Origin of the sequence: Niallia sp. MER 6, assembly GCF_023714395.1 — a bacterium.
GTDB lineage: Bacteria > Bacillota > Bacilli > Bacillales > Cytobacillaceae > Niallia.
Genome location: NZ_JAMAUK010000021.1, coordinates 1 through 23,886, shown reverse-complemented (window position 1 = coordinate 23,886; position 23,886 = coordinate 1). Strand labels below are relative to the sequence as shown.

Annotated in this window: 27 protein-coding genes; 9 read left to right on the top strand and 18 right to left on the bottom strand. The window is 33.5% G+C overall.

Features of this window, described 5'->3' with window-relative positions; all coding sequences use genetic code 11:
• Positions 1–31 precede the first annotated feature (31 nt).
• Positions 32–481: an RrF2 family transcriptional regulator gene (locus tag M3600_RS20115; protein ID WP_233314943.1), complete on the top strand. Its 450-nt coding sequence runs from the start codon at positions 32–34 to the stop codon at positions 479–481.
• Positions 482–794: 313 nt separating this feature from the next.
• On the opposite strand, the gene M3600_RS20110 is transcribed toward M3600_RS20115, so the two are convergent.
• The gene (locus M3600_RS20110; RefSeq protein ID WP_233314941.1) at positions 795–1,304 is read right to left on the bottom strand and encodes a CBO0543 family protein; all 510 of its coding nucleotides are present in this window, start codon (positions 1,302–1,304) and stop codon (positions 795–797) included.
• Between the two features lie 213 nt (positions 1,305–1,517).
• On the opposite strand from M3600_RS20110, the gene M3600_RS20105 reads away from it, so the two are divergent.
• Positions 1,518–2,390, top strand: a complete 873-nt coding sequence (locus tag M3600_RS20105; protein ID WP_233315622.1) for a YitT family protein — start codon at positions 1,518–1,520, stop codon at positions 2,388–2,390.
• Between the two features lie 125 nt (positions 2,391–2,515).
• Here the strand turns inward: M3600_RS20105 and M3600_RS20100 are convergent, their stop codons facing one another.
• The 4 genes from M3600_RS20100 to M3600_RS20085 form a co-directional block, all read right to left on the bottom strand.
• Complete coding sequence (locus tag M3600_RS20100; RefSeq protein ID WP_251647228.1) at positions 2,516–3,643, bottom strand: SH3 domain-containing protein; 1,128 nt, start codon at positions 3,641–3,643, stop codon at positions 2,516–2,518.
• A 110-nt stretch (positions 3,644–3,753) separates the two neighbouring features.
• The gene (locus M3600_RS20095; protein WP_251647226.1) at positions 3,754–3,960 is read right to left on the bottom strand and encodes a hypothetical protein; all 207 of its coding nucleotides are present in this window, start codon (positions 3,958–3,960) and stop codon (positions 3,754–3,756) included.
• A 585-nt stretch (positions 3,961–4,545) separates the two neighbouring features.
• Entirely contained in the window at positions 4,546–5,190 is a 645-nt protein-coding gene (locus M3600_RS20090) for an NAD(P)-dependent oxidoreductase (protein WP_311315945.1), read from the bottom strand.
• A gap of 52 nt (positions 5,191–5,242) precedes the next feature.
• Positions 5,243–5,629, bottom strand: coding sequence for a hypothetical protein (locus M3600_RS20085; RefSeq protein WP_233314938.1), 387 nt, complete (start codon positions 5,627–5,629; stop codon positions 5,243–5,245).
• A gap of 217 nt (positions 5,630–5,846) precedes the next feature.
• On the opposite strand from M3600_RS20085, the gene M3600_RS20080 reads away from it, so the two are divergent.
• Positions 5,847–6,263: a hypothetical protein gene (locus M3600_RS20080; protein ID WP_251647224.1), complete on the top strand. Its 417-nt coding sequence runs from the start codon at positions 5,847–5,849 to the stop codon at positions 6,261–6,263.
• A gap of 69 nt (positions 6,264–6,332) precedes the next feature.
• Here M3600_RS20080 and M3600_RS20075 read toward each other — a convergent pair whose 3' ends face one another.
• From M3600_RS20075 to M3600_RS20040, 8 genes are all read right to left on the bottom strand, one after another.
• Entirely contained in the window at positions 6,333–6,821 is a 489-nt protein-coding gene (locus M3600_RS20075) for a pyridoxamine 5'-phosphate oxidase family protein (RefSeq protein WP_251647222.1), read from the bottom strand.
• 171 nt (positions 6,822–6,992) lie between these two features.
• Positions 6,993–7,985, bottom strand: coding sequence for an alpha/beta hydrolase family protein (locus M3600_RS20070; protein WP_251647220.1), 993 nt, complete (start codon positions 7,983–7,985; stop codon positions 6,993–6,995).
• On the bottom strand, positions 7,969–8,571 hold the full coding sequence (locus M3600_RS20065) for a GNAT family N-acetyltransferase (RefSeq protein WP_233314934.1): 603 nt from the start codon (positions 8,569–8,571) through the stop codon (positions 7,969–7,971). The genes M3600_RS20070 and M3600_RS20065 overlap by 17 nt, the downstream gene beginning before the upstream one ends.
• A gap of 305 nt (positions 8,572–8,876) precedes the next feature.
• Positions 8,877–9,317 carry a MerR family transcriptional regulator gene (locus tag M3600_RS20060; protein ID WP_233314933.1) on the bottom strand — a complete coding sequence of 147 codons (441 nt, stop codon included), beginning with the start codon at positions 9,315–9,317 and terminating at the stop codon, positions 8,877–8,879.
• A gap of 175 nt (positions 9,318–9,492) precedes the next feature.
• Positions 9,493–9,774, bottom strand: a complete 282-nt coding sequence (locus M3600_RS20055; RefSeq protein WP_233314932.1) for a hypothetical protein — start codon at positions 9,772–9,774, stop codon at positions 9,493–9,495.
• 638 nt (positions 9,775–10,412) lie between these two features.
• A complete protein-coding gene (locus M3600_RS20050; protein ID WP_251647218.1) occupies positions 10,413–10,970 on the bottom strand; it encodes a hypothetical protein in 558 nt (185 codons plus the stop codon).
• 60 nt (positions 10,971–11,030) lie between these two features.
• A complete protein-coding gene (locus tag M3600_RS20045; RefSeq protein WP_251647216.1) occupies positions 11,031–11,549 on the bottom strand; it encodes a general stress protein in 519 nt (172 codons plus the stop codon).
• 197 nt (positions 11,550–11,746) lie between these two features.
• Positions 11,747–12,676 carry a DMT family transporter gene (locus M3600_RS20040; RefSeq protein WP_251647214.1) on the bottom strand — a complete coding sequence of 310 codons (930 nt, stop codon included), beginning with the start codon at positions 12,674–12,676 and terminating at the stop codon, positions 11,747–11,749.
• A 116-nt stretch (positions 12,677–12,792) separates the two neighbouring features.
• On the opposite strand from M3600_RS20040, the gene M3600_RS20035 reads away from it, so the two are divergent.
• The 4 genes from M3600_RS20035 (at position 12,793) to M3600_RS20020 (ending at position 15,062) form a co-directional block, all read left to right on the top strand.
• The gene (locus tag M3600_RS20035; RefSeq protein ID WP_251647302.1) at positions 12,793–14,130 is read left to right on the top strand and encodes an aminotransferase-like domain-containing protein; all 1,338 of its coding nucleotides are present in this window, start codon (positions 12,793–12,795) and stop codon (positions 14,128–14,130) included.
• A gap of 88 nt (positions 14,131–14,218) precedes the next feature.
• Positions 14,219–14,629 carry an MFS transporter gene (locus M3600_RS29405; protein ID WP_396953830.1) on the top strand — a complete coding sequence of 137 codons (411 nt, stop codon included), beginning with the start codon at positions 14,219–14,221 and terminating at the stop codon, positions 14,627–14,629.
• 61 nt (positions 14,630–14,690) lie between these two features.
• Positions 14,691–14,831, top strand: coding sequence for a hypothetical protein (locus M3600_RS20025; protein ID WP_233314927.1), 141 nt, complete (start codon positions 14,691–14,693; stop codon positions 14,829–14,831).
• A gap of 63 nt (positions 14,832–14,894) precedes the next feature.
• Entirely contained in the window at positions 14,895–15,062 is a 168-nt protein-coding gene (locus tag M3600_RS20020; protein ID WP_251647211.1) for a hypothetical protein, read from the top strand.
• Positions 15,063–15,117: 55 nt separating this feature from the next.
• Here the strand turns inward: M3600_RS20020 and M3600_RS20015 are convergent, their stop codons facing one another.
• From M3600_RS20015 to M3600_RS20000, 4 genes are all read right to left on the bottom strand, one after another.
• On the bottom strand, positions 15,118–15,288 hold the full coding sequence (locus tag M3600_RS20015; protein WP_233314925.1) for a hypothetical protein: 171 nt from the start codon (positions 15,286–15,288) through the stop codon (positions 15,118–15,120).
• A gap of 417 nt (positions 15,289–15,705) precedes the next feature.
• Positions 15,706–17,247, bottom strand: a complete 1,542-nt coding sequence (locus M3600_RS20010) for a metal ABC transporter solute-binding protein, Zn/Mn family (protein ID WP_251647209.1) — start codon at positions 17,245–17,247, stop codon at positions 15,706–15,708.
• Between the two features lie 115 nt (positions 17,248–17,362).
• Positions 17,363–18,346, bottom strand: a complete 984-nt coding sequence (locus M3600_RS20005; protein WP_237943116.1) for a metal-binding protein ZinT — start codon at positions 18,344–18,346, stop codon at positions 17,363–17,365.
• Positions 18,347–18,744: 398 nt separating this feature from the next.
• On the bottom strand, positions 18,745–19,296 hold the full coding sequence (locus tag M3600_RS20000) for a DUF5412 family protein (protein ID WP_233314922.1): 552 nt from the start codon (positions 19,294–19,296) through the stop codon (positions 18,745–18,747).
• Positions 19,297–20,216: 920 nt separating this feature from the next.
• Between M3600_RS20000 and M3600_RS19995 the strand changes: the two genes are divergently transcribed.
• Positions 20,217–20,852: a pentapeptide repeat-containing protein gene (locus M3600_RS19995; RefSeq protein ID WP_233314921.1), complete on the top strand. Its 636-nt coding sequence runs from the start codon at positions 20,217–20,219 to the stop codon at positions 20,850–20,852.
• Positions 20,853–21,209: 357 nt separating this feature from the next.
• Here the strand turns inward: M3600_RS19995 and M3600_RS19990 are convergent, their stop codons facing one another.
• Positions 21,210–22,613: a M24 family metallopeptidase gene (locus M3600_RS19990; protein WP_251647207.1), complete on the bottom strand. Its 1,404-nt coding sequence runs from the start codon at positions 22,611–22,613 to the stop codon at positions 21,210–21,212.
• Between the two features lie 437 nt (positions 22,614–23,050).
• On the opposite strand from M3600_RS19990, the gene M3600_RS19985 reads away from it, so the two are divergent.
• Positions 23,051–23,584 (top strand): MEDS domain-containing protein, encoded by a 534-nt coding sequence (locus tag M3600_RS19985; RefSeq protein WP_233314919.1) that lies wholly within the window; start codon positions 23,051–23,053, stop codon positions 23,582–23,584.
• Positions 23,585–23,886 lie beyond the last annotated feature (302 nt).

The window sequence follows — 23,886 nt, the reverse complement described above, 5'->3', positions numbered from 1 at the left end:
TAATAAAGAGAGCTTCAATGGAGGTTTTCTAATGAGATTAACAAATTATACGGATTATTCTTTACGCGTGTTAGTATATTTAGGATTAAAAAAGGACGGTCAATTAAGTACTATTCAAGAAATTGCCGATACATATAATATTTCTAAGAACCATCTAATGAAAATCATTCATCACTTAGGAAAACTTGGCTATATTGAAACAATCAGAGGGCGAAACGGCGGATTAAAACTCGCTATGAAACCTAATGAGATCAATATCGGGAAAGTAGTAACAGCAACAGAAGAAGATTTCCATATTGTCAACTGCTTCACTGAAGGAAGAAATTACTGCATCCTAACCCCTTCCTGTAAGCTAAAGCATGCTCTAAATGAGGCGCTTCAGGCATTCTTGTCCGTTCTTAACAGCTATACGCTAGAAGATTTCCTTCATAATGATGACGAACTTAATGCCTTAATTGGAGATCCATTTTCTAATAAATAAATGAGTACAAAAAAACCTCAAACTACTGCGTTTGAGGTTTACCTCTTTATCCTTACGTCTTCATTGTTTATACTGCTTAAATTGAAGACACTGCATGCTTTTATTAAATCTTTTCATTGTCTCTTACATCACAACTCTCAAACTGTTCCTTCCATCTTTCTATTAAGCTGACTCTTTTACATGTTATAAGTGATAACAATTGCATACATAAGTAAAAGCCCTTGCTTGAATCATCATTATTCATGATTATTTTTTCCAATAGAAACATACCCCTCAATCGTTGGTTAATTATATACATATATCTCCATATAAATCATTTTAGCACTTTAAATGGGACATCGAACCAAAGAATAAGAAAAACGATAACGATTATAGATATTATATATGCTCGACCTGGTTTTTGCTGATGCAATGCAATGACAGAGAACATAATAAGATCAAACAAAAAGGAATATCCAAATTGCCAGCTGTTTTGGTACGATATTCTTCCTGTCAAAAATAGTATCCACTCTATCACTATATAGATTACAGACCAGACTACTATGTAAATTATGCGCTTTACCCACCCTTCAGGGAAATGGGACAAGAAGAGAAAGATACTAATCGGCATGGTTATAAGTGCATAAATAACGACAATCATCTCGTGGCTGTATAAAAAATCGGGATGAAACTTCCAAAGTGTATTTTCATTCACGATATACTCATAAAGCAGACCACCTGTAGATATAAAAAACATACTGGCATGATATTTTCGCCAGTTTTTCCAATCTCCCCATTTAAGAGAGGCTATAATAGTCAGAAGTGTGATGGCGACGTGCATCATACACAGCCCTTTCAGGTAATAATATAAACAGCAAATCCCTTTAGTACAAATGACCGAGGTCCTTTGAATCTATTCTTTCCATAGTAAGAAAAGATGATGTAAAAAATGCTTGGAATTTGTCTTAATAACCTTCCTTTTGTGAAAAAAGGCGGAATTTATGGTAGTATTAATTGTGCTAAATAAAAAAGTGTAGAAAGAAACGAGGAAAAAGAAATGAGTGTGATCACGAAAAAAAAGCCCAATAATGTTAAGTTTTTATCGCGGATTTTATTAGTAATTATTGGCGGGTTCATTACAGCTTATGGACTTGAAGCAGTATTAATTCCAAACAATGTTTCCGACGGTGGAGTTACCGGGATCAGCATTGTTATATCCCAACTGACAGATTTACCGCTAGGCATTTTGATTGCTATTTTAAATTTACCATTTGTATTTTTAGGATATAAGCAAATAGGTAAGAGTTTTGCGATATTTTCCATAATCGGCATCGCCTCACTGGCTGCAGGTACAGTACTTATGCACCATATCAATACGATTATTCATGGAGATACATTGCTTGTTACTGTAGTCGGCGGAATCATCATCGGTTTTGGTATGGGTCTTGCTTTGCGTAACGGTGGAGCACTTGATGGAATTGATATGCTTGCAGTATTACTGTCACGAAAATTGCCTTTTGGTACGAGCGACCTTATTTTATTTCTTAATGTTTTTGTATTTGCTATTGTATCAATCGTATTCGGTCTACAAGGAGCAATCCTCTCTGGTATCGCCTACTTTATCGCCTCTAAAGTAATCCATATCGTTGAAGAAGGTTTAAGCGGATCTAAAACCTTTAAAATCATTACAAATGAACCAGAATTGATGGTAGAGACTATCCGTGACAGACTAGGCAGAAGTGCTACATACAGTCTAGTACAGGGAGCCTATTCTAGTGAAAGATTTAAAGAAATCACTTGTGTCATCAACAGACTGGAAGAAAGCAAAATGAAAGAAATCATCTATGAAATTGACAGTGGCGCCTTCGTTACAGTTTATGATGTAGCAGAAGTTAAAGGCGGTAATTTCAAAAAGAAAGATATCCATTAAACAACATAGGCGGGAAAGAAAAATATTCTTTCTCGCCTTTTTTCTATTTACTAATAAAAGGACAAGCCTCACTCACGAAGAGTGAGTGAGGCTTGTCCTTTTACTTAAGACAGACAGTAATGAACCTAGTATTTGCCTAGACCAGAATCTGGCGTTTGAATAATTACAGGGTTTTTGTCTGGACTCAACCATTTTAACACTGTCGTTACATTAGCTTTAGAAGTGGCTGTGCAGCCGGCTGTATAGCCATACTTGCCTGCAACATGGAAGAAAATCGCGCTTCCTTTTCCTGCAACTGGGTTTTTCGTATTATAATTGATAACAAATCCTAAATCATATTCAGGAATATTCATCTTTTCGGCACTTTTCCAGCGTCCATTGTTTTTAGAAGCCTTTTGCCAAGTATTGTATAAGGAGGAGGCTGGATCATCTACCCAAACATCATCACTTGTAATTTTGCGATACGGCAATTTCGTACCTGGATTAGCTCCTCTCCCAAAGGCTGTCCCAATTGTATATTTCCCTGTCGGTGAAGCTTGAGAGCCTTCTGACATTTTGTCAGTCATTCCATTTTTGCCAAGCACGCCTGTCATCGATTGAACTTGTTTCCATTTGCCATTAGTCTTCTCAAATGTACGTATTGTCGCTGTTTTAGAAGAAGCATTCGATGATGTCACTAATATCAACTGTTGGGCCTTACCAAGTGTCTTCATATTATTTACAGTATCCTCAATGGAAGACTTTGATGAAACACTAGATGATGTTGCTGCTTTTACATATGTACCGCTGACATAGCCTGTTTTCCCTTTAAAGTCAATTTTATACCAGCCATTTGATTCCTTCTTCTGAACTGTAAGCTTTGTTCCCTTTTTTACAGAGCCAATCACTTTATACTTCGTGCTCGAGCCGCTTCTTACATTCAAAGTGTCTGCGGTTACCGTATAAGTTGTAGTACTTGCTGAAGCCGCTTTCACATATTTGCCGCTCACATAACCTGTTTTTCCTTTAAAGGTTATCTTATACCAGCCGTTCGATTCCTTCTTTTGTACAGACAGCTTACTACCTTTTTTTACTGAACCAATCACTTTATGCTTTGTACTCGAACCACTTCTTACATTCAGTGTATCAGCTGTTACTGTATATGTTACAGAACTGGCAGCTTTTGCAGAGGGCGTTCCTAAAATCCCTTGACCTGCAACAAGACTTGCACTTAGCACAAAGCAGGTTACTACCATATAAATATACTTTTTCATCCTATCACTCCCTTTCTTCACAACCATATTGTAGCAGTTTTTTGCTGATTACTAGTTTCCATCACATAAAAATCACCAAAATGTAATGGTTGACATACATTTAACAGGGTTCAGCTATAGAACCCTGTTACTACTAAAATATATACCCCTATAGCCGTTACACTCAATCCTGTTAAAAAGGCAATGCCAGTACTTTTCTTTTTTCTTGTATTAAACCACACAGTTGCTGCGGCAATCACAGTGAAGAGAATTCCGAAAATAATCGATGCAGACGGTGTTGTAGGCTGTATCCAATCATACCAATGCAAAAAATTCATGTCATCACTCCTAAGAGATAATTTAACCAATCCGTTTAAAAATCACCATTAAAGTAACTGATTCTCCTTCTGGTCTTACTCTAATTTATACCGTATGTAGTGATGGCTAATTAATGTTATTTATATTATCTATTTTTGTAGGAAAATTAGGAAGGAATCAGTTTGCCAATTGATATTCGACGTGTCTTATTAGTTTATGACCAGTTTTGTTTTCATTTTACTTAAATTTAAGGTTCTTGAAATCCATACAAACCAACAAAGGTTAGGCTTAGACTTATCAAGAGCATAATGGTGCTAAAAGTGAACAATATGAATCTGTATTTGTTCCTCTCTGCAGGAAATGCAAACAATACTCCTAGAAAATTATAAAGGTTTAGTATGTACATAAATGACATTCCCTTTGTTCCAAAAGATAATGTTTCAGCAATTTCTCCATCCTGAGAAAATGATACAATCATAAGAAATCCTAACAGTGTGGATATTATTGATAAGATTGAAAAGAAGATTCTCATATCTCTCCTCCAAAGTTACAATTACTGTCTGCTTTAATTCATTTTATTACAGAACCTTCCATTTTAAATAAAATTAATTGGAAATAAAAGGTGCTTTTTGTATATATTTCGAATCTTCAATTTGGTTAATTATAAAAGTAGCGATATCTCCATTTGTTATTTTTATTCCTGGTAAATCTGTTAGATTTTCTTTTATGTATCCTATATCCTCCTGATCAGTGATGAATGGCAGCCTAATTAGAGTCCATTTTTCAATCTGTTCATTACTGTTAAGAAAATCCCATTCTTTTTTCTTATCTATCATCATATCAGAGTAAAAATTTTCAAACAGCTTTGCACCAAGTCTATTTATAAGACTTTTTTTATCGTTAGAAATAGTTAAGGAACCTCCAGTAACACCTATATAACGTTCAATTTGTAATTCTGCCATTATCTCAATAATTGTCTTCGTAACACTGCTATAAATCGGTTTCTCTTTGAGGGGTTGCCCAAAAGTATTAATTACTATTTGACAATCCTTTAGCAGCTTTTGAATATCTTCTCTATTCTGGACAGCCCCTTCTACTATTTCTATCCTATCGTCATTTAAAGATAACTTTTTGGGAGTTCTAACAAGCATTCGAACTTGATAGCCGTTTTCTAACGCTTTAACAGCAATTCGACGTCCAACCTTTCCTGTTCCTCCAATAATAGCAATCTTATTTAGATTATCCATCATCCACCTCAAGTAAAATAGTCACTATACCATTTATTCAGAGTTTGCCACGCCCTCATTTTTTTACTACCACTGAATTCCTTCCATTCCCAAGGTCAAATAGGGTCATAACAATACTAATTATTCCAACAATGGTTCCTAAACCACCAATAATGCTTATTAAAATACTGGGAATCACTAAACCTACGATAACTACCCCTAAAAAGGTCAGTACTATAAACGCTTGATAAACTGCAGAAATAATATTTAAAGCAACATGATTAAAAAAAGCTAAAATCAATGGTGGTAATAACAGAACTATAAGTGTACCAAGGGACGTTAAAAAATTTTGCGGTTCATCAAATGAAACAGTATTAGGGCCTGTCGGATTTTTAGCAGCTAGGAATAAAGTAATGACTGCCAATATCATAATCACTAACATCATAGAAAGTCTTTTTACCATAATTGATACTCCTTTTTGGTTAATCAGGATACTCTTTTATTAAACCGTTACAAAAAGCGATCTATTCTCTATACGAACGGAAAATAAAAAAGTTCCATAATTATACATAAAAAGAAACTTTTCCAATTTATCATCGTCTAATGTTTCAAGATTGACACAATGTATTTGCTATTTTAATAACATAAAGCCCCCCACTAAACATAAAGGAGAGAAATTGTTGAAGAAAAAGAGATTTTTGATTGGATTTTTAAGTCTCCTCATTATTTTTTCTGGTATATATGCATACATTTCAAGCATTTCTATTTCTGGTAAATCTGACAACGGTATGTGGAAATATACATACAAGAAAAACCTTGATGAAAGTGCGCCAAGCGGTTGGCAAGGTAAAATAAAGCAATTAAATAACGAAAAAGTTAATGTGTCCAAATTAGAATATATGGATAATGGTGAAATAATAGCTGAGCAGGATGAGTTTAGTTATGGAAGAGCTGAAGATGGTTCTGTAACAACCGCAAACCCATTCTTTACTGACTTTCTATTAGGAGATGAACTAGTTGAGGGACATGTATACAAATTAATTATTACTTATGAGAAAGATGGAAAATCTCATAAAGATACTATCGAAATCAAATAATATAAATGCAATTATTAATAGCAAGAGAAAGATAAAATGGGTTGCCTGATATTCAGACAACCCATTTTATTACTGATTCAATTCAACTGTTTCATTAACATCTGTAGATTTAGAGCTTTGCCCTGTCATCCGTTTATAGAAAAAGGCCATCTTCTTCGTGAAATTACCTGTTTCCCAATATTCAGCCGCTTCTGCTTTCACCTTTATTAAGACAACGCTAGGATCATCATAAGAAGTTTGCATAATTTGCTCGTATGCTTTGCTCCATAATTCCTTTTTCTTATTTAAATCCTCTACGATTTCCGCTCTTCCGCGAACAGAAACATAGGATTTACCTGCATAAGCAACATTAACGTCTTGATCATTTAAGATTTCTTCATATTTATCCGTCTCTTTTTTCGTGAAGAACCACAAATCACCATCAAACTCTACTTCTTGTGTTTTCATAGGACGAGACACAAGCCCTTCTTCTGTTACCGTCGTTAGCATGGCTGTGTCTATGTCTTTAATTAACTCTCTTAATGTTTCCAACTCTTCTTGTTTTATCATGTTAGACATCTCCATCACCTCATTTAAGTTTATAGAGGTATATTACCCTTTTCCAAAACTTTTAATCAGGGAGGACTGCTTAATAATGATTAGTTGAATTATTTAATAATATCTCTGCGAAATGCTTCCTTAAATCAAGCATTATACAATGTTTTTTAATACGAAAATCTAAACCTTATTTTATATGTGACGAACTATTTCCTCACAATAATCCAAATAGTCTTTACTTATCAGTGTATCCTTTGGAGCTAAGATGGCACTTACATAGATTAAAAATTCTGAATCATGCAAGTATGGATTTAACATAGAATGCTTGACTCCTAATATCGTTTTTACTGTTAATTGCGTTTCCGGTAACCATTCTTTGTATGTCTTCACTGTATCCTTAGAATCCACATTCTCATCATTTTCAGCTAATATCAAATATACTGGGGAGTTAATTTTCTTAATATCTTCTGTCCCATCTGCTGAAATATTCTTTTGCACAAATGTGTATCTATCTTCGGATAAGCTGTTGTCATTCGTTTTTTGCATGTATTCTTTATAGGAAGCGCCTGATTCAATAAGATTAGACGCTTGTTCATCCTTGTCTAGTTCACTCTGTATTTCTTCATCCGTTTTGCCAGCTCTTTTCATTTCCATGGTCGTAAAATACTCTCCTTGTCTAAGCCAATTGATGGCAGGACCCACTAAAATAGCTGCTGTAATATCGGTGCGATTTTGCTGTACTTTTGGAACTACCCAGCCAGCTTGGCTAGCTCCCCAGAGGATGATTTTCTCTGTATTCATAGATTTCTGCTGCTTTGCCCATTCGATTACTTCTTCTACTTCCTTCGCTCGATCGTCCATTGTTTGATCTAACCAATTCCCTGCTGAATCTCCTATTCCTGGTTTATTCCAAGATACAGATGCATAGCCTTGTTTTGCAAACCGTTCCATTAAAGGCTTATAACCTCCATCCTGTGTTGCGTTTTGCGGTCCATCTCCATGAACAAATATAACAATTCCTTCATTCTTCTCTTTAGGCATGGCAAGAAAGCCTTCTAAATTTCCTTGCTTGGTTTTAATGTTCACCTCTTTCTCCAGCATAGCGTAGTCATTTTCATAAAGGAAACTAGCGATTGTCATTATTATCAATACAATGCTAATAAGTAATTTAAACCTCGTATTCATTATTTTTTATCCCTTTCCACTCCATGAAATACCACCTCTCTATTCCATACTGCCTTCCTATTAAACTTGTTCCTTTTTTCTTTATCTGGAATCCTAGTCTTTCATAAAGTCTACTAGCAGCAGCGTTAGTTGCAGAAACATATAATGTTACATACTGATCACCCTTCACCAAGTTTTTAACCAATTTAATAAGCTGTGTACCAATTCCTTTTCCTCGGTTACATTTAGTTACGGCTATAAAGTCTATGTGAATTTCTTTAGCTTTGCTTCTATGATCGAACGCTACAAGGAAAATACATGTTTTAAAAAATGCTTGTAAATTTAACTGTATAAACAACCGACCCAATAATTTTAGTCCCTTCCACTTTTTTGGTTTAATAAATAAAATTCCTTCTATTTTCTTATCTCTTACTATGAGCAAATTATCTCGGTGATTCTGTAAAATATGCTCTGCTAGGCAACGCAAAACAAAACTCCGCTCGACTTCTGGCAAGTTTAGTGCTTGAAATTCTTCCTGAAATCCTTCCAATAATAGAACCGCTATCTCTTCTATATCCTTTCTAGAACTAGCAATTCCTCGCTTCATTTCGCCTTAACCTCTAAACTATATACCATCTCTTTGATATAAAATGCTGATAAATTCGCTTCCTCTAGTATCAATAAATCATGTTCAAATTTGGCATTTATCAGATCGAGATTCTTGTAAAAACACTCTATCTCTTCTAAAAGTTGGTCTTCTAGTTCTACACATATTTTCTTACAATAGTAGGTTCCTGCACGAAAAGCATAATCTGCTTCTTCCAAACTCGTTCTATACATTACTTTGACATTACTTCCATTCTCTAATATTGCATAAGAGACATCTTCTACAATATTTCTATTGCCATTTTTCTATTTAGCTAGCTTTTTCAAATTTAGGTTGTATGCTTCATCTACAAATTCATCCTCAAAGCAGGCAAAATATCTGTCTTCTTTATTCTCTTCGACCAGCTTGTATGTTTCAGTTTGTTGAAGCTCGAGAATGGTTTGTACATTCCCCTTTAACTTAGTAAGACGTGTAATTTCATTCTCGAAATGTACTAGTACACTAGATAATGCTTCTGTATAATCTGTTTTCTTCTCCACAATGTTTTTTATTTCTTTTAACGAAAATCCTAATTGCTTTAGCAGCAAAATATGTGACATCGCATACACTTCCGCTTCTCCATACATATGATAGCCATTTACATCAATAAATGCGGGCTGTATTAATTGTTGTTCCTCATAATGCCTTACCACGTATTTCGTTATATTCAGTAATTTAGCTAATTCTCCACTTGTTAAGTGCTGCATGCTTATTCCTCCAATCATATTTACAGCAAAAACCGTGTGGTTACCACACAGTCAATCATTTTCCATTTACTTTTTACAAGCCATAAAGAAATATCAACCTAATGATTGCTTTATAACACCATTGGCTAACATAAAAAAAGACACACCCATAATTTCTATGGGTAAGCGCCCGATTTTAGTTCATTCTATTAAGTGACGAAGAAGTAAGCATCTTAAAATACCCAACCAGCGTTGTGACAAGACCAATTCCAAAAAGTATACTGCCAGCAGTCAAAAAATTATTTATGTAGCCTTTCATTACTAAATGGTATGTAGGAGTGTCTGCCCCTCCTTGTTTAATAAGCCAATTTTCAGCAGTGAATGTACCAAATTTAATACTGAAAAATAGTAGAATAAATCCAATAGCAGTTAGTAAAATCCCTAAAGCAACGAAACCTTTCCATTTATCTTTTGCCATATCATCTTCACTTCTTTCTCTATACTTCCATTTATAGTATTAATTAATATTATCTGGTAATTATATATACGTTTTGCTATCTTAAAAGTTTCAAATTAACCAGTAAATAGAAATTACAATGCTTCCATGCTCACTTTCTGACAAATAAGCGACCGTTACCTTATATCGTGTATTTCCCCCTCGTCTAACTTATTAATATTGTCCTCATTTATTAGACTAAATAAAGAAAAAATGATAATGCAGAGTGAAAATGCAAACAGACCGTTTTTTTTTCTTGGTTCTGTCGATTCTTTTACAGCTAATTCAGAATAACTTTATTAAAGAGTCTTTTTTTACTACCAAACATATTACACAGAAGAAAGTATTAATTTTGATATTCTCCAAGAATAATATTTAATGGATAAACAATCTAAAGAAAAATTCCCTTATTACATACAGTTATCTGTAAAAAATAACTCAGAACTTGATGAGGATAATAAAAATAAATATGCCCACGAAATGGTTTAATCCATCCAACAAACAAAGAATAACATAGTGAAGCAGCCTATAGATGTTGTCATATTTATTCAAGTAATAAAGAAGAGATATTTCATGAAATAAAATAACAGTCCTTTATGAATGGACTGTTATTTTGGCAATTATTCTTCAAAGATTACACGCAAGCTGTCTTCTTTTTGATAAGAAGGCTGGTTTGTAATAAAAATCAACTCTTGTGCATCGTGTCCAGGGATTAAAATGATAGGTTCTTGGCTTATATTTGTAGAAGCAAACTTACTTTTATAATGAACACATGAGCCTTGTGTTATCATCCACATATTATTATCTTGAGCCAATTGAAACCATTCTGAAAATGCTGTTTGTAATGCTTCATAGTTCGGAATGGTCACAGAGTATGCTGGTATCTCCGCATGGTAGGATTTACCATTTGACATTGTATGCACTTTTCTTCCTGTATTTTGATAATATATTTCTAATTTATCTCTCTTTGCTAATACCGATGTTATTCCATCAGCATACCCTTCAAAGTGAATATAAAAAGGATACTTAAAGCAGGTAATTGCTGCCTTCTGCATCAGATTTATCGTATCTTCCACATAGTCAACATTATCTCCTGATATATGAAATTGCTCAAATTCCCCATCCACGATTACCCAATCTTGTTCCTTTTCAATACTCTGGATAATTTCTATTTCCATAGGTTATCTCCCCTTGGTGTAGATTTGAAAAACAATAAATGAACAGGCAGGTTTCTCTCGTTAATAAAACCGTTTAAAGTCTTTATCTAAACACGCCCTCTTCAACTTTTTAGTCCTCCATAAATAATTTATATCCGAGATGTTATCATAGGAAAGTTGAATATAATAATAGTTAATATACTCTAAGACTGCAAAGAGATATATGAACAGCGCAATACTTACCCCCCCAACAGGTAAGTTCGATTTCCACAAATACAAATCAGTTACGAACGCTATAAAAGGAGCAAAAATTAGAAAACCATTAAGCTTCTTTAAAAACTTAAACTTTTGGATACTATTAATAGTTGTATTAGGAGTATATTGTTTTTTTAATTGCTTTAGTTTAAGATGCCAATATATTGTTCCCTGTAATAATAAAAACTCTAGCAGGAAAAATGAAATCCAAAATGACCCTAACGAATATAAGTGTAAATTAGGATATACGGAATTTAATAGGTAACTTAAAAAAAGGAAAACTATAAGGGAAGTTAATTCCCCAGAAAATAAATATTTCAATCTTTTTTCTAAAGTTTTCTTCATAATATCTCCCTATAAAATTTTTTACCAATCGTAATTGTTGATATTTTCTTAGTAACGCCTCCCTTTCCACTGACTTATTTATTCAATACTACGGAAAAAGAGCTAAAAGGTTTCAGTTTCCTCCTTTTAGCCCTTTTAGCTACTACAGAACTTTCGTCATTTGTTTCTAATTTATATATCTCATTGTAGGCATACAATTAGCGAGAAGTTTTTTTACTTAAATTTCTACTTGTACCCAAATAATTTGTACCAACGACACCAAGAATGATCATAATGGAACCTGCTATGTGATATAAATGAAACTCCTCTTTTAAAAAAATAACTCCTGCTACAATAGTAATGAGTGTAGCAAAGTTACTGAAAACACTCATTTTTGATGCATCTATTTTAGATAATGCATAGTTAGATAGATAGGAGGTTCCTAAAGACGATAAGATACCTAAATACAAAATCGCAAGAACAAAATCCCAATGTCCAAAAGGTTGCATATATTGACGGAGTGTACCATTTATAACATGAGTTGTCAGTGCGACTCCATTAAAAGCGATAAATCCAAACAAGGTCATTATATATGTGATCGTGAATAATGAATATCGCTGTGTTAATTGTCTAGCAAATACGTTGTATAAGGAGGAGGTAAGTGCTGAAAGCAAGATTAACCCCGTTCCAACAAGACTTGCCTTTGTACCTCCTGCCCCGTTCATGTACATAATAGATATGACACCAAATACTGATAAACTAACTGCTATTTTTTGACTACTGGTAGTTGTTTCCTTTAAGATGATACTTGCAAGAATTAACGTAAAAATTGGTATTGTTGCTTGAATAATACCAGCTTCTGAAGAGGAAGTATGCACTAGCCCAAATACTTGAAAGCTAAAAAAGAGTGTCGGATATAAGATGGCTAACAAGGCAATTCGCAGTACATCTTTTTTTGTTACATTGACTTTATTTAATCCTTTTTTTAACAACAACACAGTGGCAGCAATCCACGCAATAGTAAACCGATGTGCAAGTGTATCTAACGGTGTTGCAACAGATAATGTCACTTTAACAAACATAAATGACAAACCGATAATGAATGCATAGATGATTGCAGCGATATATGCATTTCTTTTTTCATTCATCTTCATTACCCCCTTTATGATGATCCGGCCGGTACCATTATCGTAAGAGATTACGCTAACCTTTACGATATAAAAAATACCGATCTGTACCGATACAGATGCAATGGAGGCTTATGATGCTTAAATATGAATCAATCTATCAATCTCTTCTTATGCAAATTCAGTCTAATAAATTTTCAACCGGTGCAAAATTACCATCCATTCGAGATTTAACACAACAATATTCTTGTAGTAAAAGCACGGTCTTGACCGCTTTAAAAAAATTGGAGGCACAACATATTATTTACGCACTACCAAAAAGTGGATATTATGTTGTAGATAATCATGTCTTCAAAACCCCATCGGCCACGGACATAATAGACTTTGCAAGCTCTGCTCCTACTTGGCATGCTTTTCCTTACAAGGAATTTCAACACTGTATAAATAAAGCTATTGATACGTATCAAGAAGAATTATTTCGCTACGGAACACCCAACGGTTGGCCTCCGCTTATAGCAGCATCAAAAAAACTGTTAGAATCATACCAAGTTTTTACGCATGAAGAGCAAATTTTCATCACTTCTGGTATTCAGCAGGCTCTTTCTATATTAAGTTTGATGCCTTTTCCAAATAATCGTTCCACTATACTAGTAGAGCAACCTAGCTACCATTTATACATGGATTTACTAAAAACGTTACAACTACCGGTCATAGGAATTCAACGCACCGCAAAAGGAATTGATTTAGGACGACTTGAACAATTATTTCATAAAAAAGAAATTAAATTCTTTTATACGATGCCACGCTTCCATAATCCTTTAGGCTCGTCATACAGTAAAAAAGAAAAAGCAGCTATATTACAATTAGCAGAGAAATATAATGTTTTTATTATAGAAGATGATTATTTAGCAGATTTTGATTTCAACCCTAAGAATGACCCTCTTTTTGCAGATGATTTACATGATAAAGTGATCTATTTAAAAAGTTTTTCTAAAATTATGTTTCCAGGATTAAGAGTTGGATTGGCAGTTCTACCTCCCTCTATCCTTAATATCTTTCAAAAATACAAAATGACAACAGATATCGACAGCTCTATGATTTCACAAGCCGCATTATATCTCTATTTAAAAAATGGAATTTATGAACACAATAAAACGAAAGTCAGTACCATCTATCATACACGTGCTAAAATTCTGCATCAGTCTATACAAGATTATTTACCTGCTTACGAATCATCATCAGAAATTGTTATGCATAATCATATTCAGTTAGACAAGCGTATGAATTTTAAATCATTAGTTTACCAGTTGCAAAACCAAGGCATACAACTAGATTCAGTTAAAAGAAATTATTTAGATGACTTTTACCAAGAACGGATTTTGAAGCTGAATGTTTCCAATGTAGAAGACAATCGAATTCAAGAGGGAATTCTCAAAATAGCAAGAGCATTAAAAAATCCTCAAAACTATTTTTAATGAATGCCTTGCTTCGCAAGCAAAAAGGGATTGAGTGTGATTTGTCTTATAATATCCCTCTCCCTTTTAACTCTTCAAAAATAAACTCATTGAAAAAGTTCAATGTAACACTATAGCTATCCTTTATTATGCTGCAAAAATTAGTCTACCAGAAAAACAAGGTAGTGCGATTGTAACTGTTATTACTGGATTTACGGTTTCATTAGTATTAGGGGTGCCGATTGGAACATTAATTGCCAACTTTTTTAATTGGCGGTATCTTTTTATTACACTGATAAGCCTGCTACTATTATCTAAATTAATTCCTCCTTTAGCTGGTAACAATTCTATGTCTTTCAAGCAGCAATTCTCTATTATTAAAGATACGAAAGTATTTACTGGCCTATTAACAACCGTATTTTGGATTCTTGGGAAAACTATGGTAATTGCCTATATTGCGCCATTACTAAACAACTTATTAAATATCCCATCAGCAAGAATTAGCTTCTATTTATTCTAGGTGTGTTTCTTCGTTTATCGGTTCTCGCGTTGGAGGATTTGCTGTTAATAAACGGGGGCCGATGCGGACAATTATCATTAGCTTAATCATTCACTCATTTATCTTAATTACATTTACATCCAATTCAACTTCAACAATCGGTATTATTATTGTCCTTATGGTATTGGGCACATCTGCTTGGATAACTACTCCAGCTAATTAATATTATTTAATAACTTTAAAACCAGAATCATCTGAAATAGTTCTAAGTTTTAATACAGCACTAATGAATATTGGAATGACGTTAGGAGCAGGATTAGGAGGCTTGGTTGTTGAGTATACTTCTATTCATAATCTAGGTTGGATTGGGGGAATAACCGTATTAGCAGCATTAATTACTACAGTATTTTCATTTAAAGTAAAAAGATTAAATGAGCATTCCATTTACATGTAAAATGAACACAAAAAAGCATTAACTCTTTCTGATTAATGCTTTTTTATTAACCACTTCACCAAATGTTATCTATTAAGCGACCTATTAAGCGGATTATCATTTTAGGTATAAACATTAAGATATTCCAAATCACTTCACCTACTACCTCGAAAAAGCTCTCTTTTAAAAATTCTCTTATTCTGCTTTTATTTTTCATTTTATATCTTTTCACTTTATATCTTTTCATTTTATATCTTCCCATTATTCTTTTTAAGTTGAGCTATTTTACTCGATTTTATCAAAATAAGGATATAAAAACAGCAAGAAAATTATTACATATTATTCCTTTTTAATGTGGTATAATCATGATACATTTAAATAATAATTTATTTTCGCCTCTGTAGCTATAGAAGGGAAGAGCGCCGGAAAACATTGTTAGTACCGGGTCGCAAGGCAAGGGTTTCAGAAGCACCGAAAAGCAAAAATAGCTGAGGCAGGTGAAATTCCTAGCCGGTGAAAGTCCGTAGGGAAGCGTGTTCCCCCTAGCCTATGCTTACGAAAGGAGTGCGGGTTCGAATCCCGTCAGAGGCATTCCTGTTAATTCATCAGATTATGCGAATAAAAAAGGAATTGCTTATGAAAAAGCAATTCCTTTTTTGAATAATTATTTAATACTTAACTGTAAAGCTTTCAAGTTTTCACGCATCGCTGCTACGTAGCCTAATTTCTTATCTTGTAATTCTTTAGATAAAACCTCTAAATCATACAGACTAGCTGTCTTTGTTCCTGTTTCAGCTGCTACTGTTTCTGCAATTGCTGAGTTAGCACCTTGTTGATAATAGATAACTGGTACATCATTTTCTTTCACTAAGTCTCTAATTTCTGCAATACGTGATGCGCTCGGTTCCACTTCTGTAGATAAACCGCCAATTGCGATTTGCTTTAGATTATATCGCTCCGCAATGTATCCAAAAGCTTGGTGTTGTACGACAAAAACACGGTTCTCTGCATTTTCGAACGCAGCCTGGTATTCTTCATGTACTGCTTGAAGTTCCTTATTAAAAGCTGCTGCATTTTTTTCGTAATCGTCCTTTCCATCTGGATCTGCTTCAATGAGTGCATCACGAATAATATTTACTTGCTCTTGTGCCAATAATGGATCTAACCAAATATGTGGATCAAGGCTTTCATGGTCATCAATTAAAACAGATACTGGCTCTGATTCTGCATATGTATTATGAGAATCATCAAAAAGTACTGCTTTTACTTCAAAGCTTTCACCAGTTGTTTTGTACTCAAAATGATCAGTTCCTTGTCCTGACACTGCTTCCCATTCTTCATCAGCACTTCCACGAGTATACCAATGCCAATGCTCATAGTCAGCTTCTTCTTGCAGCTCAGCAACAAGTGTAACGACATCGCCTGTATGATAGTGATCTGCTAAGCCAATAATCTCTATTGGTCCAGCACTTTCTTCACTTCCATGGTTATCGTGATGATCAGCTTCTTCACCGTCTCCATGAGCTTGTCCATGATCATTAATAACAATCTCTACTGGTTGGGACTCGGCAAATTCATTGTGAGCATCATCATACAATACTGCTCGAACTTCAAAACTCTTCCCTGCAGCTTCATAATTAAATTCAGGTCCGCCTTGATTCGGGACAGTAACCCATTCTTTATCAGCACTTTCTCTTGTGTACCAGTGCCAATGTTCATAACCTGAATCATCCTCTAATTCTGCTGTTAATTCAATCTTATCACCAGTGTGATAATGATCTGCAACACCTTGAATTTTTATACCTTCTGCATCTTCATCAGATGCTTCATGTTCATCTTCATGATGGTGCTCTGATTCAACACCATCTGCCGTTCTTGCTATCACTAATTTATCGTTCTCAATCGTCTTTAATAAGCTTCCTACCCAAAACTCCATTTCTTCACTGCTATATACAAAAACGTCTGCATCATTGACACGAGCGACATCTTTTGCACTTGGCTCATAGTGATGGGGATCTTCTCCATTTGATAGCATTAAACTTATATCCGCTCGATCTCCTGCAACTTGACGAGCAAATTCATACATAGGGTAAAATGATGTTACAACAGAAAGCTTCTCATCATTCGTACTGCTTTCTTCTGCATTTTGACACCCAAAAAGAAAAGTGGACATCATCAAAATGAAAATTAACCAACTTTTTTTCATTTGCGTTATAAACCTCCAAACAACCAAATAAAGCGTAATAATTACGATTTAAAAGCTAGATTTTAGAATTTAATTCAAACTTAGTATATTAATAACTTAATAATTTCAATATTTATTAATGAGCTAACATATCACGCACTATACCAGCTGCATCTAGATTAGAAGGATAATATGTTGGCCAATGAGTGACTTCTTTTAGCAATGTCTCACTGTCATCTCCCCAATATAGATGGAAATGATGGGAATCAGCTGGAAAGATACCATGATCACTAAATTGAATGTATTTAGGCATGTCCTCTGTTCCGTCTGCTAATTTAAAAATGAAACGCACTCCTCTATTCCCTTTTTCATAGGTAAGAATTTCGTATCCGTCTGACTCATACTTTCCTGAATACTCCTTGTCACCTTCAAAAAAAGTTACAACATTGTCTTTAATGAGGATGCGGTCAACATCCGTTTTATAGCCTACTGTATAATATTCTTTATATTCTTCTTTTGTCATATCTCCGTTTTCTGCTTTATGTTCCAATACCTCGTCTAAATCTCCAGATAAAAGATATGGATAAACAGATTGCCAGTCACCTTCCCAGTCAGACAATTCACGGTTCTTTACTTGACTATCTTCAAAATATCCTTGATATATTTTTTTACTTTCTTCGTCAGTTCCATGATGATCATCAATGACAATTTTAGCTGGTGCTGATTGGGCACTTGGTTTGTTGTCATTGTCAAACAGAGCAGCTTTTACTTCTAATCCATTAACCGTTGCTTCAGCTGTAAAGATTTCGCTCTCTTGCCCTTCAACTACTTTCCATTCTTCCTTGGCATTTTCTCTACTATACCAGTGCCAATGTCCAGATTCTGTTTCTTTATCTAAAACTGCAGTTAACTCAATCTTATCACCGGTATGATAATGATCTCCAATTCCTTCAATTTTTATATCTTCTGGAGCATCATCTATATTTTTCACTTCATCTTCCTGTACTTCTGATTCTTTCGCCCCTGCTCCATCTACTTCCTCACTTTTTGTTCCTGAACATGCTACTAAAAGAACACTAATTAATAACATGCTAAATAAGCTAAGATATAACTTTTTCATTTTTTCCCCTCCTATTTTTATGTAAAATTAAATCGTAATTATTACGTTTTATAAACTAACACTTACTTAGCCTTCTGTCAAGCATTGCTAATAATTATTTAATAAAAAATAGAAAGTGACAAGAACAATAACGTTTTTTAAATATAATATTACCCTTTAATACGCTGTCCTATTTCATTGATATCTAAATACCTTATACTTGGTTTTTATGTGCTCTAATTAAAAAACTCTCCTTTAAACCAAAGAGAGCTAACGATATCTTAATATAATAAACACCCAAAAAATCATCTTTGTACGGAATGAAAACTTTTTTCAACTACAACTTACAGTCGTCGGTTTTTCTAAGCTTTTTAGCTTCTGTTTGATTAGAAAAAACCCGTTATACTCATTAGGTGTAGTCAATTTTGATAACATTGCTCAAATTCGTCTTTCATGAGCCAACTAGTACAAGCCAAACCATTTTCATGATAAATTTCTTTATCAACTTCTAATTCAATGCTTCTATTTGAATTTGGATATTCAGGATCGTTGTTTACAATATACAAAGTATCTTCATCCTTCCAATGCATAGAAAAAGTAGATTTTGCATCACTATAATATATAGTTTTCACTTTATTTTCCTCATTATTAGTGACTTCAATCCATACATTAACTCCTCCGGCAGCGCCTCCATATAGTTCATAAAAAGCATTAGCTGTATACTTTTCTGTGGGTGACGATAACGGTCCAGGTCCTTTTTGGGTATAATCTTTATTAATATTATCAAACGAAAAAAAATAAATCCCATATAGTAGTACTCCTATAAATAGAAGTGAACTTGTCAAAGTGACAAGTAGTAGCTTTTTGGGAAAATGTTTCTTATTCAAAAAGTAGATTATTAAATAAATAAAAGAAACAATTAGCAAGAGTATTGTCAATATGGATAGTAAAAAACCGATTATATTCAACAAATATATAGATCCTCCTGTTACTTTATAGCTAATATTGTTTATTATACATTGTACATTTTATAAAAATGCAGCGTTAAATTTACTGACATTTATGTAAAAGGGTCAACCTAAGAAGGTTGACAAAAATTGTATTAGTGGAGCAAAGAAAAAAGTTTAATTACTGGCTGACAATATATCTTATTATTTTTAATTATTAAGGTATAGGTATTTACCTACAATAAATAAGATGTACCGTATAGTACGGCAGTACATCTTCAAAAACGTTACCAATTTTCAATAACTTAAGTAAAAAAGTGCCTGAGGACTCTGCTTAAATATAGTATATGTTTTACGAAGCTCTTTCTACAAATTTTACAAAATGTAAGTGTTAAAACTTATAGGATATTTTACCATTTTTTACTCTCCTCTTTTCATCCTATTTACTAAATAAAAATACTTTTGCAATAGTTCTTAGAAGTATGCAATTCTATTAGTAATGATGAAGAAAAAAAGGAGTGATCATATGTACAAAGTAGGCGAAAAGGTTCTACATTGTTCAGAAAAATACGAGATTTTATACATTTATGAGAGCGGTTTCGTAGAGATTAAAAAACATCCTTTTTCGATAAAATTAGTTCATATTACAGAAATTACTCGCAATGGAACTTGTTAGATACATCTACATGAGCTGGTTCTCAAAATATATCCATCTTCTGTGAATTGGATTAAATAGCCTTTTTGTGGTTCTTTAGCCATTAACCCTTTTCTATACGCGAAGATTTACATTCCTTTCTACATATATAAGCATCTAGGATGCTAATAGCTTCTTTTACAAAATAAGCTAACAAGAAATTTAACATTATAATTAGCTAGGTATTATTGGATATGCTATACTTCTCGCTAGTTAATACCTATTTAATATAATGAAAGAAGGTTGCTTTATGAAGATTGCAGCACCTAAAATCTCACTAGAATTACCTGCGAAGAATTTTAGTGATATTTATTATGAGGAAGATCCCATATTGGAAATGTGTACAATAACAAACTCAGATTTTACATATGAGTCCTTAAACAGGGTTCGGCTAGACAAGGCTTTAATAAAGAATTGTAAGTTCACTAACACTGATTTTAGTAATATCTCTATTACGGATGTTGTGTTTGAGAATTGTGATTTCTCCAATGCTAATTTAAGTGGATCCTCTATCCATAGAGTTGAATTTACTAACTGCAAATTATTAGGAACCACGTTTCCAGAGTCTAGTCTTGGTAATGTGAAATTTAATAATAGCATATTAAATTTGGCTGCATTTGGGCATTCGAAACTTGAGAAAGTAGTATTTCAAGAAGCCGCTCTAAAGAATAGTGATTTTTATGAATGTAAACTTAAAAAGGTAGAGTTTGAATTATGTGACCTTGATGGTGCGAATTTTGAACAAACACCTCTTAAAGGGATAGACATTAGTTCGTCTAGTTTTGAATCGCTTATCGTCTCCATTGATAATTTAAATGGTTGTACCGTTTCTACTCATCAAGCTATTCAATTTTCTGCCTTAATGGGACTAGTTATAAAAGATTAATGATTTTAACTCTAGCATAGATAGGGATAATTAAACTATTACTCTAAGTCTCGAAATGTGAACGCTAATTTTTGCGATTTACAAAGTAGCAGGTAAAAAAGAAGTATATCTTTTACTGGGTAATTATGTTTATATAACATAGAAGGAAACCTCCATAAAAAGTTTTCCTTCTAAGGCCCCATTAACCGATCAACCTTAATCGTTTTTGTTTACTAGCTTTGCTCTACCATATTATACGAAAGTTGGTTTTAGTCCCCGAATAAATGCGTTACAGATGATTCTGATAAAAAAAACAGTTGCCATTGGCAACTGTAATGAAAAGCTATTCCTCATCTCAAAAGGAATATATCATTCATCTTAATTTTTATAAATTAATGCTTTGTCTTTAGCTAAAGCAAATGGTCGATAATAGCCTACCGTGTTTGATAAAGGCAAAACTTCAGGATGTAAATTTATATTTAGTACATTTTTTATATATTCTCTTCGTTTTTCAAACCGATCCCATAATTGCGGATAGTTCTCCTGTATTTCTTTTCTTAACTCTTCGTCTGCCAGCGCAATTCCTGTTTCCGCACTAGCACCACCATAGCCTTGAACAGACGGAATAATATCTACTTGAAACAGCATACCACTTCGTATTTTCGCTGTTGATTCTGGGTATATTGGGGAGCTCATCCATTCCTCATCCGCTACTAAATGGCCTGGGTTTAATGACCAATTAAATTGTTCCTTAGGCAGGACATTTTGAATGCAGTTATACATATCTTCCCCGCTTAAACCAATTTTGATATTTTCTAACCAAGCTACAACAGCTGTATAATAGGGTTTTGCCACTTTCTCTAAATAGTCTCCTACAGTTTCCGGTAGTTCTGCTTGATCAGCTACAATATAACCTGCTCTACTTGTTAGACCACCCTTATATCCTGTAGTAATGGAAAACTTATCTCCTAGGTGAACTTTTTTATTTTGCGGATAAAGAACAGCATTTGTGAATCGTTCTCCTGTTGCAAAAATATTCGTTACATTATGCGGTTGGCCATAAACAGATAAATAACTAGCAAGCTCCATATCTGTTTTACCCAGCTCTATTTCATCCATTGCTTTTAATACACAATCTGATGATAAACTGGCACCATATTCATAATAAGATATTTCATCAGCATTATTTACTATTCGAACTCCCTCTTGCCCAATAAAAAGTTCTGCACAGTTAATAATATTGTCACTATCGCCAACAATTTGTTTTAACGAATCCACAATATAATAAGGAATATCAAATAACTGTTTATTATCATCATACTTGCTAGTAAACAGTTTCCAGCCTACAAGCCCAATCGTTGATTGCTCGTTTATATTGGCAGTTTTAAGAATATCTGCAAAATTCATGCTGTTTTCCATCGGTTGATTTGGAAGGGAGAAGTGAGGAACATGAATTGCTTCTGCCTTTAATCGTGAAAATTTTGCCATCTTAAGATTTTCGTTCCCTAATAATAAGTAAGCTTCTCCATCTTGACTTATAACTAGCAAGGCTTCTTCAAATCTCGGTATAAAACCTGTGAGATATTCAAAATTCGCACCATGTTCACGGTCAGCATATATAATCGCCGTATCAATATTATGTTCTTTCATTTTATTTAAAAGCCTATTTTTACGTTGATTCATCGTTTCATCTGAAAGAACAACAGTATTATTATTAAAATCACTTAACGGTCTTTCTATCTCTTTTAAAGTAACATTTTCATACTTATAGCCAAACTTCATAAAAGCTTCACTCCACTTCTCTAATTGTTATTTATCGGAAAATTCATTTGTCGATAAATTGATATGTAACAGCTAATTTTTAATACACCATTTTAAAACTTGAATTTATTTTAGAAAGTAAATTTTCTTGCTTAACCATTATCATATCATAATGAATACAGAAATATTAGCAGCTCAAATATTGCCTCTTCTTTTAAGGATCACCCTTTCATAATCGATAGTTCTACGCTAAATTTTCAATATAATCCTCATAAAAAATCGTCCCTATAACTATTTACTCATTATAAGTACTTTTACTATTAAATTCCTTATACCAATGTTATTTTAGTAAGTAAGTATAAACAGAATAATCATTGGCTTTGTCCTGTTGAAAGTAATAACCAGGCCGTTACTTTACCTCTGTTTAACAACTTAATCCATTAAAGGCGGTTATAAATTTGGAGAAGCGGGATGTCAAAGTTATCAATCAACTCAATGACCTTACAGAAGGTCATGTATTATATTTCTTCGAAGATATAAATGCTTATATAAATAATATTATTGATTTTGTTATCTCTGGATTGGATCATAACCAATATTCCTTAATCATTGAGAATGATCGGATTGTTCCATTGATAGAAAAAAAACTTGCTGTGCTATTGAATGAAAGTCAAATTAGCAAAGTTAAATTCATCAATAATTATGACTTCTACTTTGCAAACGGAGATTTTGCATGCAATTCTATTTTTGATTATCTTCCTAGACTTTATAAGGGTTATAATGAACAAGAATTTCGTGTACGTAGCTGGGCCCATATAGAATGGGGAGATATTAGTTATATACATAACAAATTAACAGAGTCTGAAAAGGAAGCTGAAATAATAGTCAGTAGAAAGGGAATTCTGTCTGTTTGTGCCTATGATTCAGATAGAATGAGCGAGGAGCTTAAAACAAACCTTCAATGTCACCATAACTTTCTTATAAGGAATTAGAAAAATTATACAGTTTCCCACTCTTTTTTCGGAATGAAGCTGTTTTTTTACCTTCTTATAATATCCTGCCAAAAGTAATCCCATAAAAAAAGTTGCTGTGAGGCAGCAACTTTGCAGAAATGAAATTACTAACACTTATGGTTATTCTTCTTCATCTTCATCAATATCCATTTCTTGTGACTGCTAAACTAAAGTAGACAGTTTTCGCTAGATAAGATGAAACACTTATTTACCCAAATATACCAGTAAAATATATGCCTCCTCCATTGTATGATGATGGTTTAATTCATTAATTTACGGAG

Bases quoted from the DNA above. Each gene is read 5' to 3' on its own strand.
- M3600_RS20090 (WP_311315945.1), bottom strand. From the start codon at position 5,190: ATGATGGATAATCTAAATAAGATTGCTATTATTGGAGGAACAGGAAAG.
- M3600_RS20050 (WP_251647218.1), bottom strand. From the start codon at position 10,970: ATGGAAATAGAAATTATCCAGAGTATTGAAAAGGAACAAGATTGGGTA.
- M3600_RS20105 (WP_233315622.1), top strand. From the start codon at position 1,518: ATGAGTGTGATCACGAAAAAAAAGCCCAATAATGTTAAGTTTTTATCG.
- M3600_RS20020 (WP_251647211.1), top strand. From the start codon at position 14,895: ATGAATATTGGAATGACGTTAGGAGCAGGATTAGGAGGCTTGGTTGTT.
- M3600_RS20015 (WP_233314925.1), bottom strand. From the start codon at position 15,288: ATGAAAAGATATAAAGTGAAAAGATATAAAATGAAAAATAAAAGCAGA.
- M3600_RS20110 (WP_233314941.1), bottom strand. From the start codon at position 1,304: ATGATGCACGTCGCCATCACACTTCTGACTATTATAGCCTCTCTTAAA.
- M3600_RS19990 (WP_251647207.1), bottom strand. From the start codon at position 22,613: ATGAAGTTTGGCTATAAGTATGAAAATGTTACTTTAAAAGAGATAGAA.
- M3600_RS20025 (WP_233314927.1), top strand. From the start codon at position 14,691: ATGCGGACAATTATCATTAGCTTAATCATTCACTCATTTATCTTAATT.
- M3600_RS20045 (WP_251647216.1), bottom strand. From the start codon at position 11,549: ATGAAGAAAACTTTAGAAAAAAGATTGAAATATTTATTTTCTGGGGAA.
- M3600_RS20065 (WP_233314934.1), bottom strand. From the start codon at position 8,571: ATGAAGCGAGGAATTGCTAGTTCTAGAAAGGATATAGAAGAGATAGCG.
- M3600_RS20095 (WP_251647226.1), bottom strand. From the start codon at position 3,960: ATGAATTTTTTGCATTGGTATGATTGGATACAGCCTACAACACCGTCT.
- M3600_RS20040 (WP_251647214.1), bottom strand. From the start codon at position 12,676: ATGAATGAAAAAAGAAATGCATATATCGCTGCAATCATCTATGCATTC.
- M3600_RS20010 (WP_251647209.1), bottom strand. From the start codon at position 17,247: ATGAAAAAAAGTTGGTTAATTTTCATTTTGATGATGTCCACTTTTCTT.
- M3600_RS20055 (WP_233314932.1), bottom strand. From the start codon at position 9,774: ATGGCAAAAGATAAATGGAAAGGTTTCGTTGCTTTAGGGATTTTACTA.
- M3600_RS20060 (WP_233314933.1), bottom strand. From the start codon at position 9,317: ATGCAGCACTTAACAAGTGGAGAATTAGCTAAATTACTGAATATAACG.
- M3600_RS20005 (WP_237943116.1), bottom strand. From the start codon at position 18,346: ATGAAAAAGTTATATCTTAGCTTATTTAGCATGTTATTAATTAGTGTT.
- M3600_RS20100 (WP_251647228.1), bottom strand. From the start codon at position 3,643: ATGAAAAAGTATATTTATATGGTAGTAACCTGCTTTGTGCTAAGTGCA.
- M3600_RS19995 (WP_233314921.1), top strand. From the start codon at position 20,217: ATGAAGATTGCAGCACCTAAAATCTCACTAGAATTACCTGCGAAGAAT.
- M3600_RS20075 (WP_251647222.1), bottom strand. From the start codon at position 6,821: ATGTCTAACATGATAAAACAAGAAGAGTTGGAAACATTAAGAGAGTTA.
- M3600_RS20070 (WP_251647220.1), bottom strand. From the start codon at position 7,985: ATGAATACGAGGTTTAAATTACTTATTAGCATTGTATTGATAATAATG.
- M3600_RS20115 (WP_233314943.1), top strand. From the start codon at position 32: ATGAGATTAACAAATTATACGGATTATTCTTTACGCGTGTTAGTATAT.
- M3600_RS20035 (WP_251647302.1), top strand. From the start codon at position 12,793: ATGCTTAAATATGAATCAATCTATCAATCTCTTCTTATGCAAATTCAG.
- M3600_RS20085 (WP_233314938.1), bottom strand. From the start codon at position 5,629: ATGGTAAAAAGACTTTCTATGATGTTAGTGATTATGATATTGGCAGTC.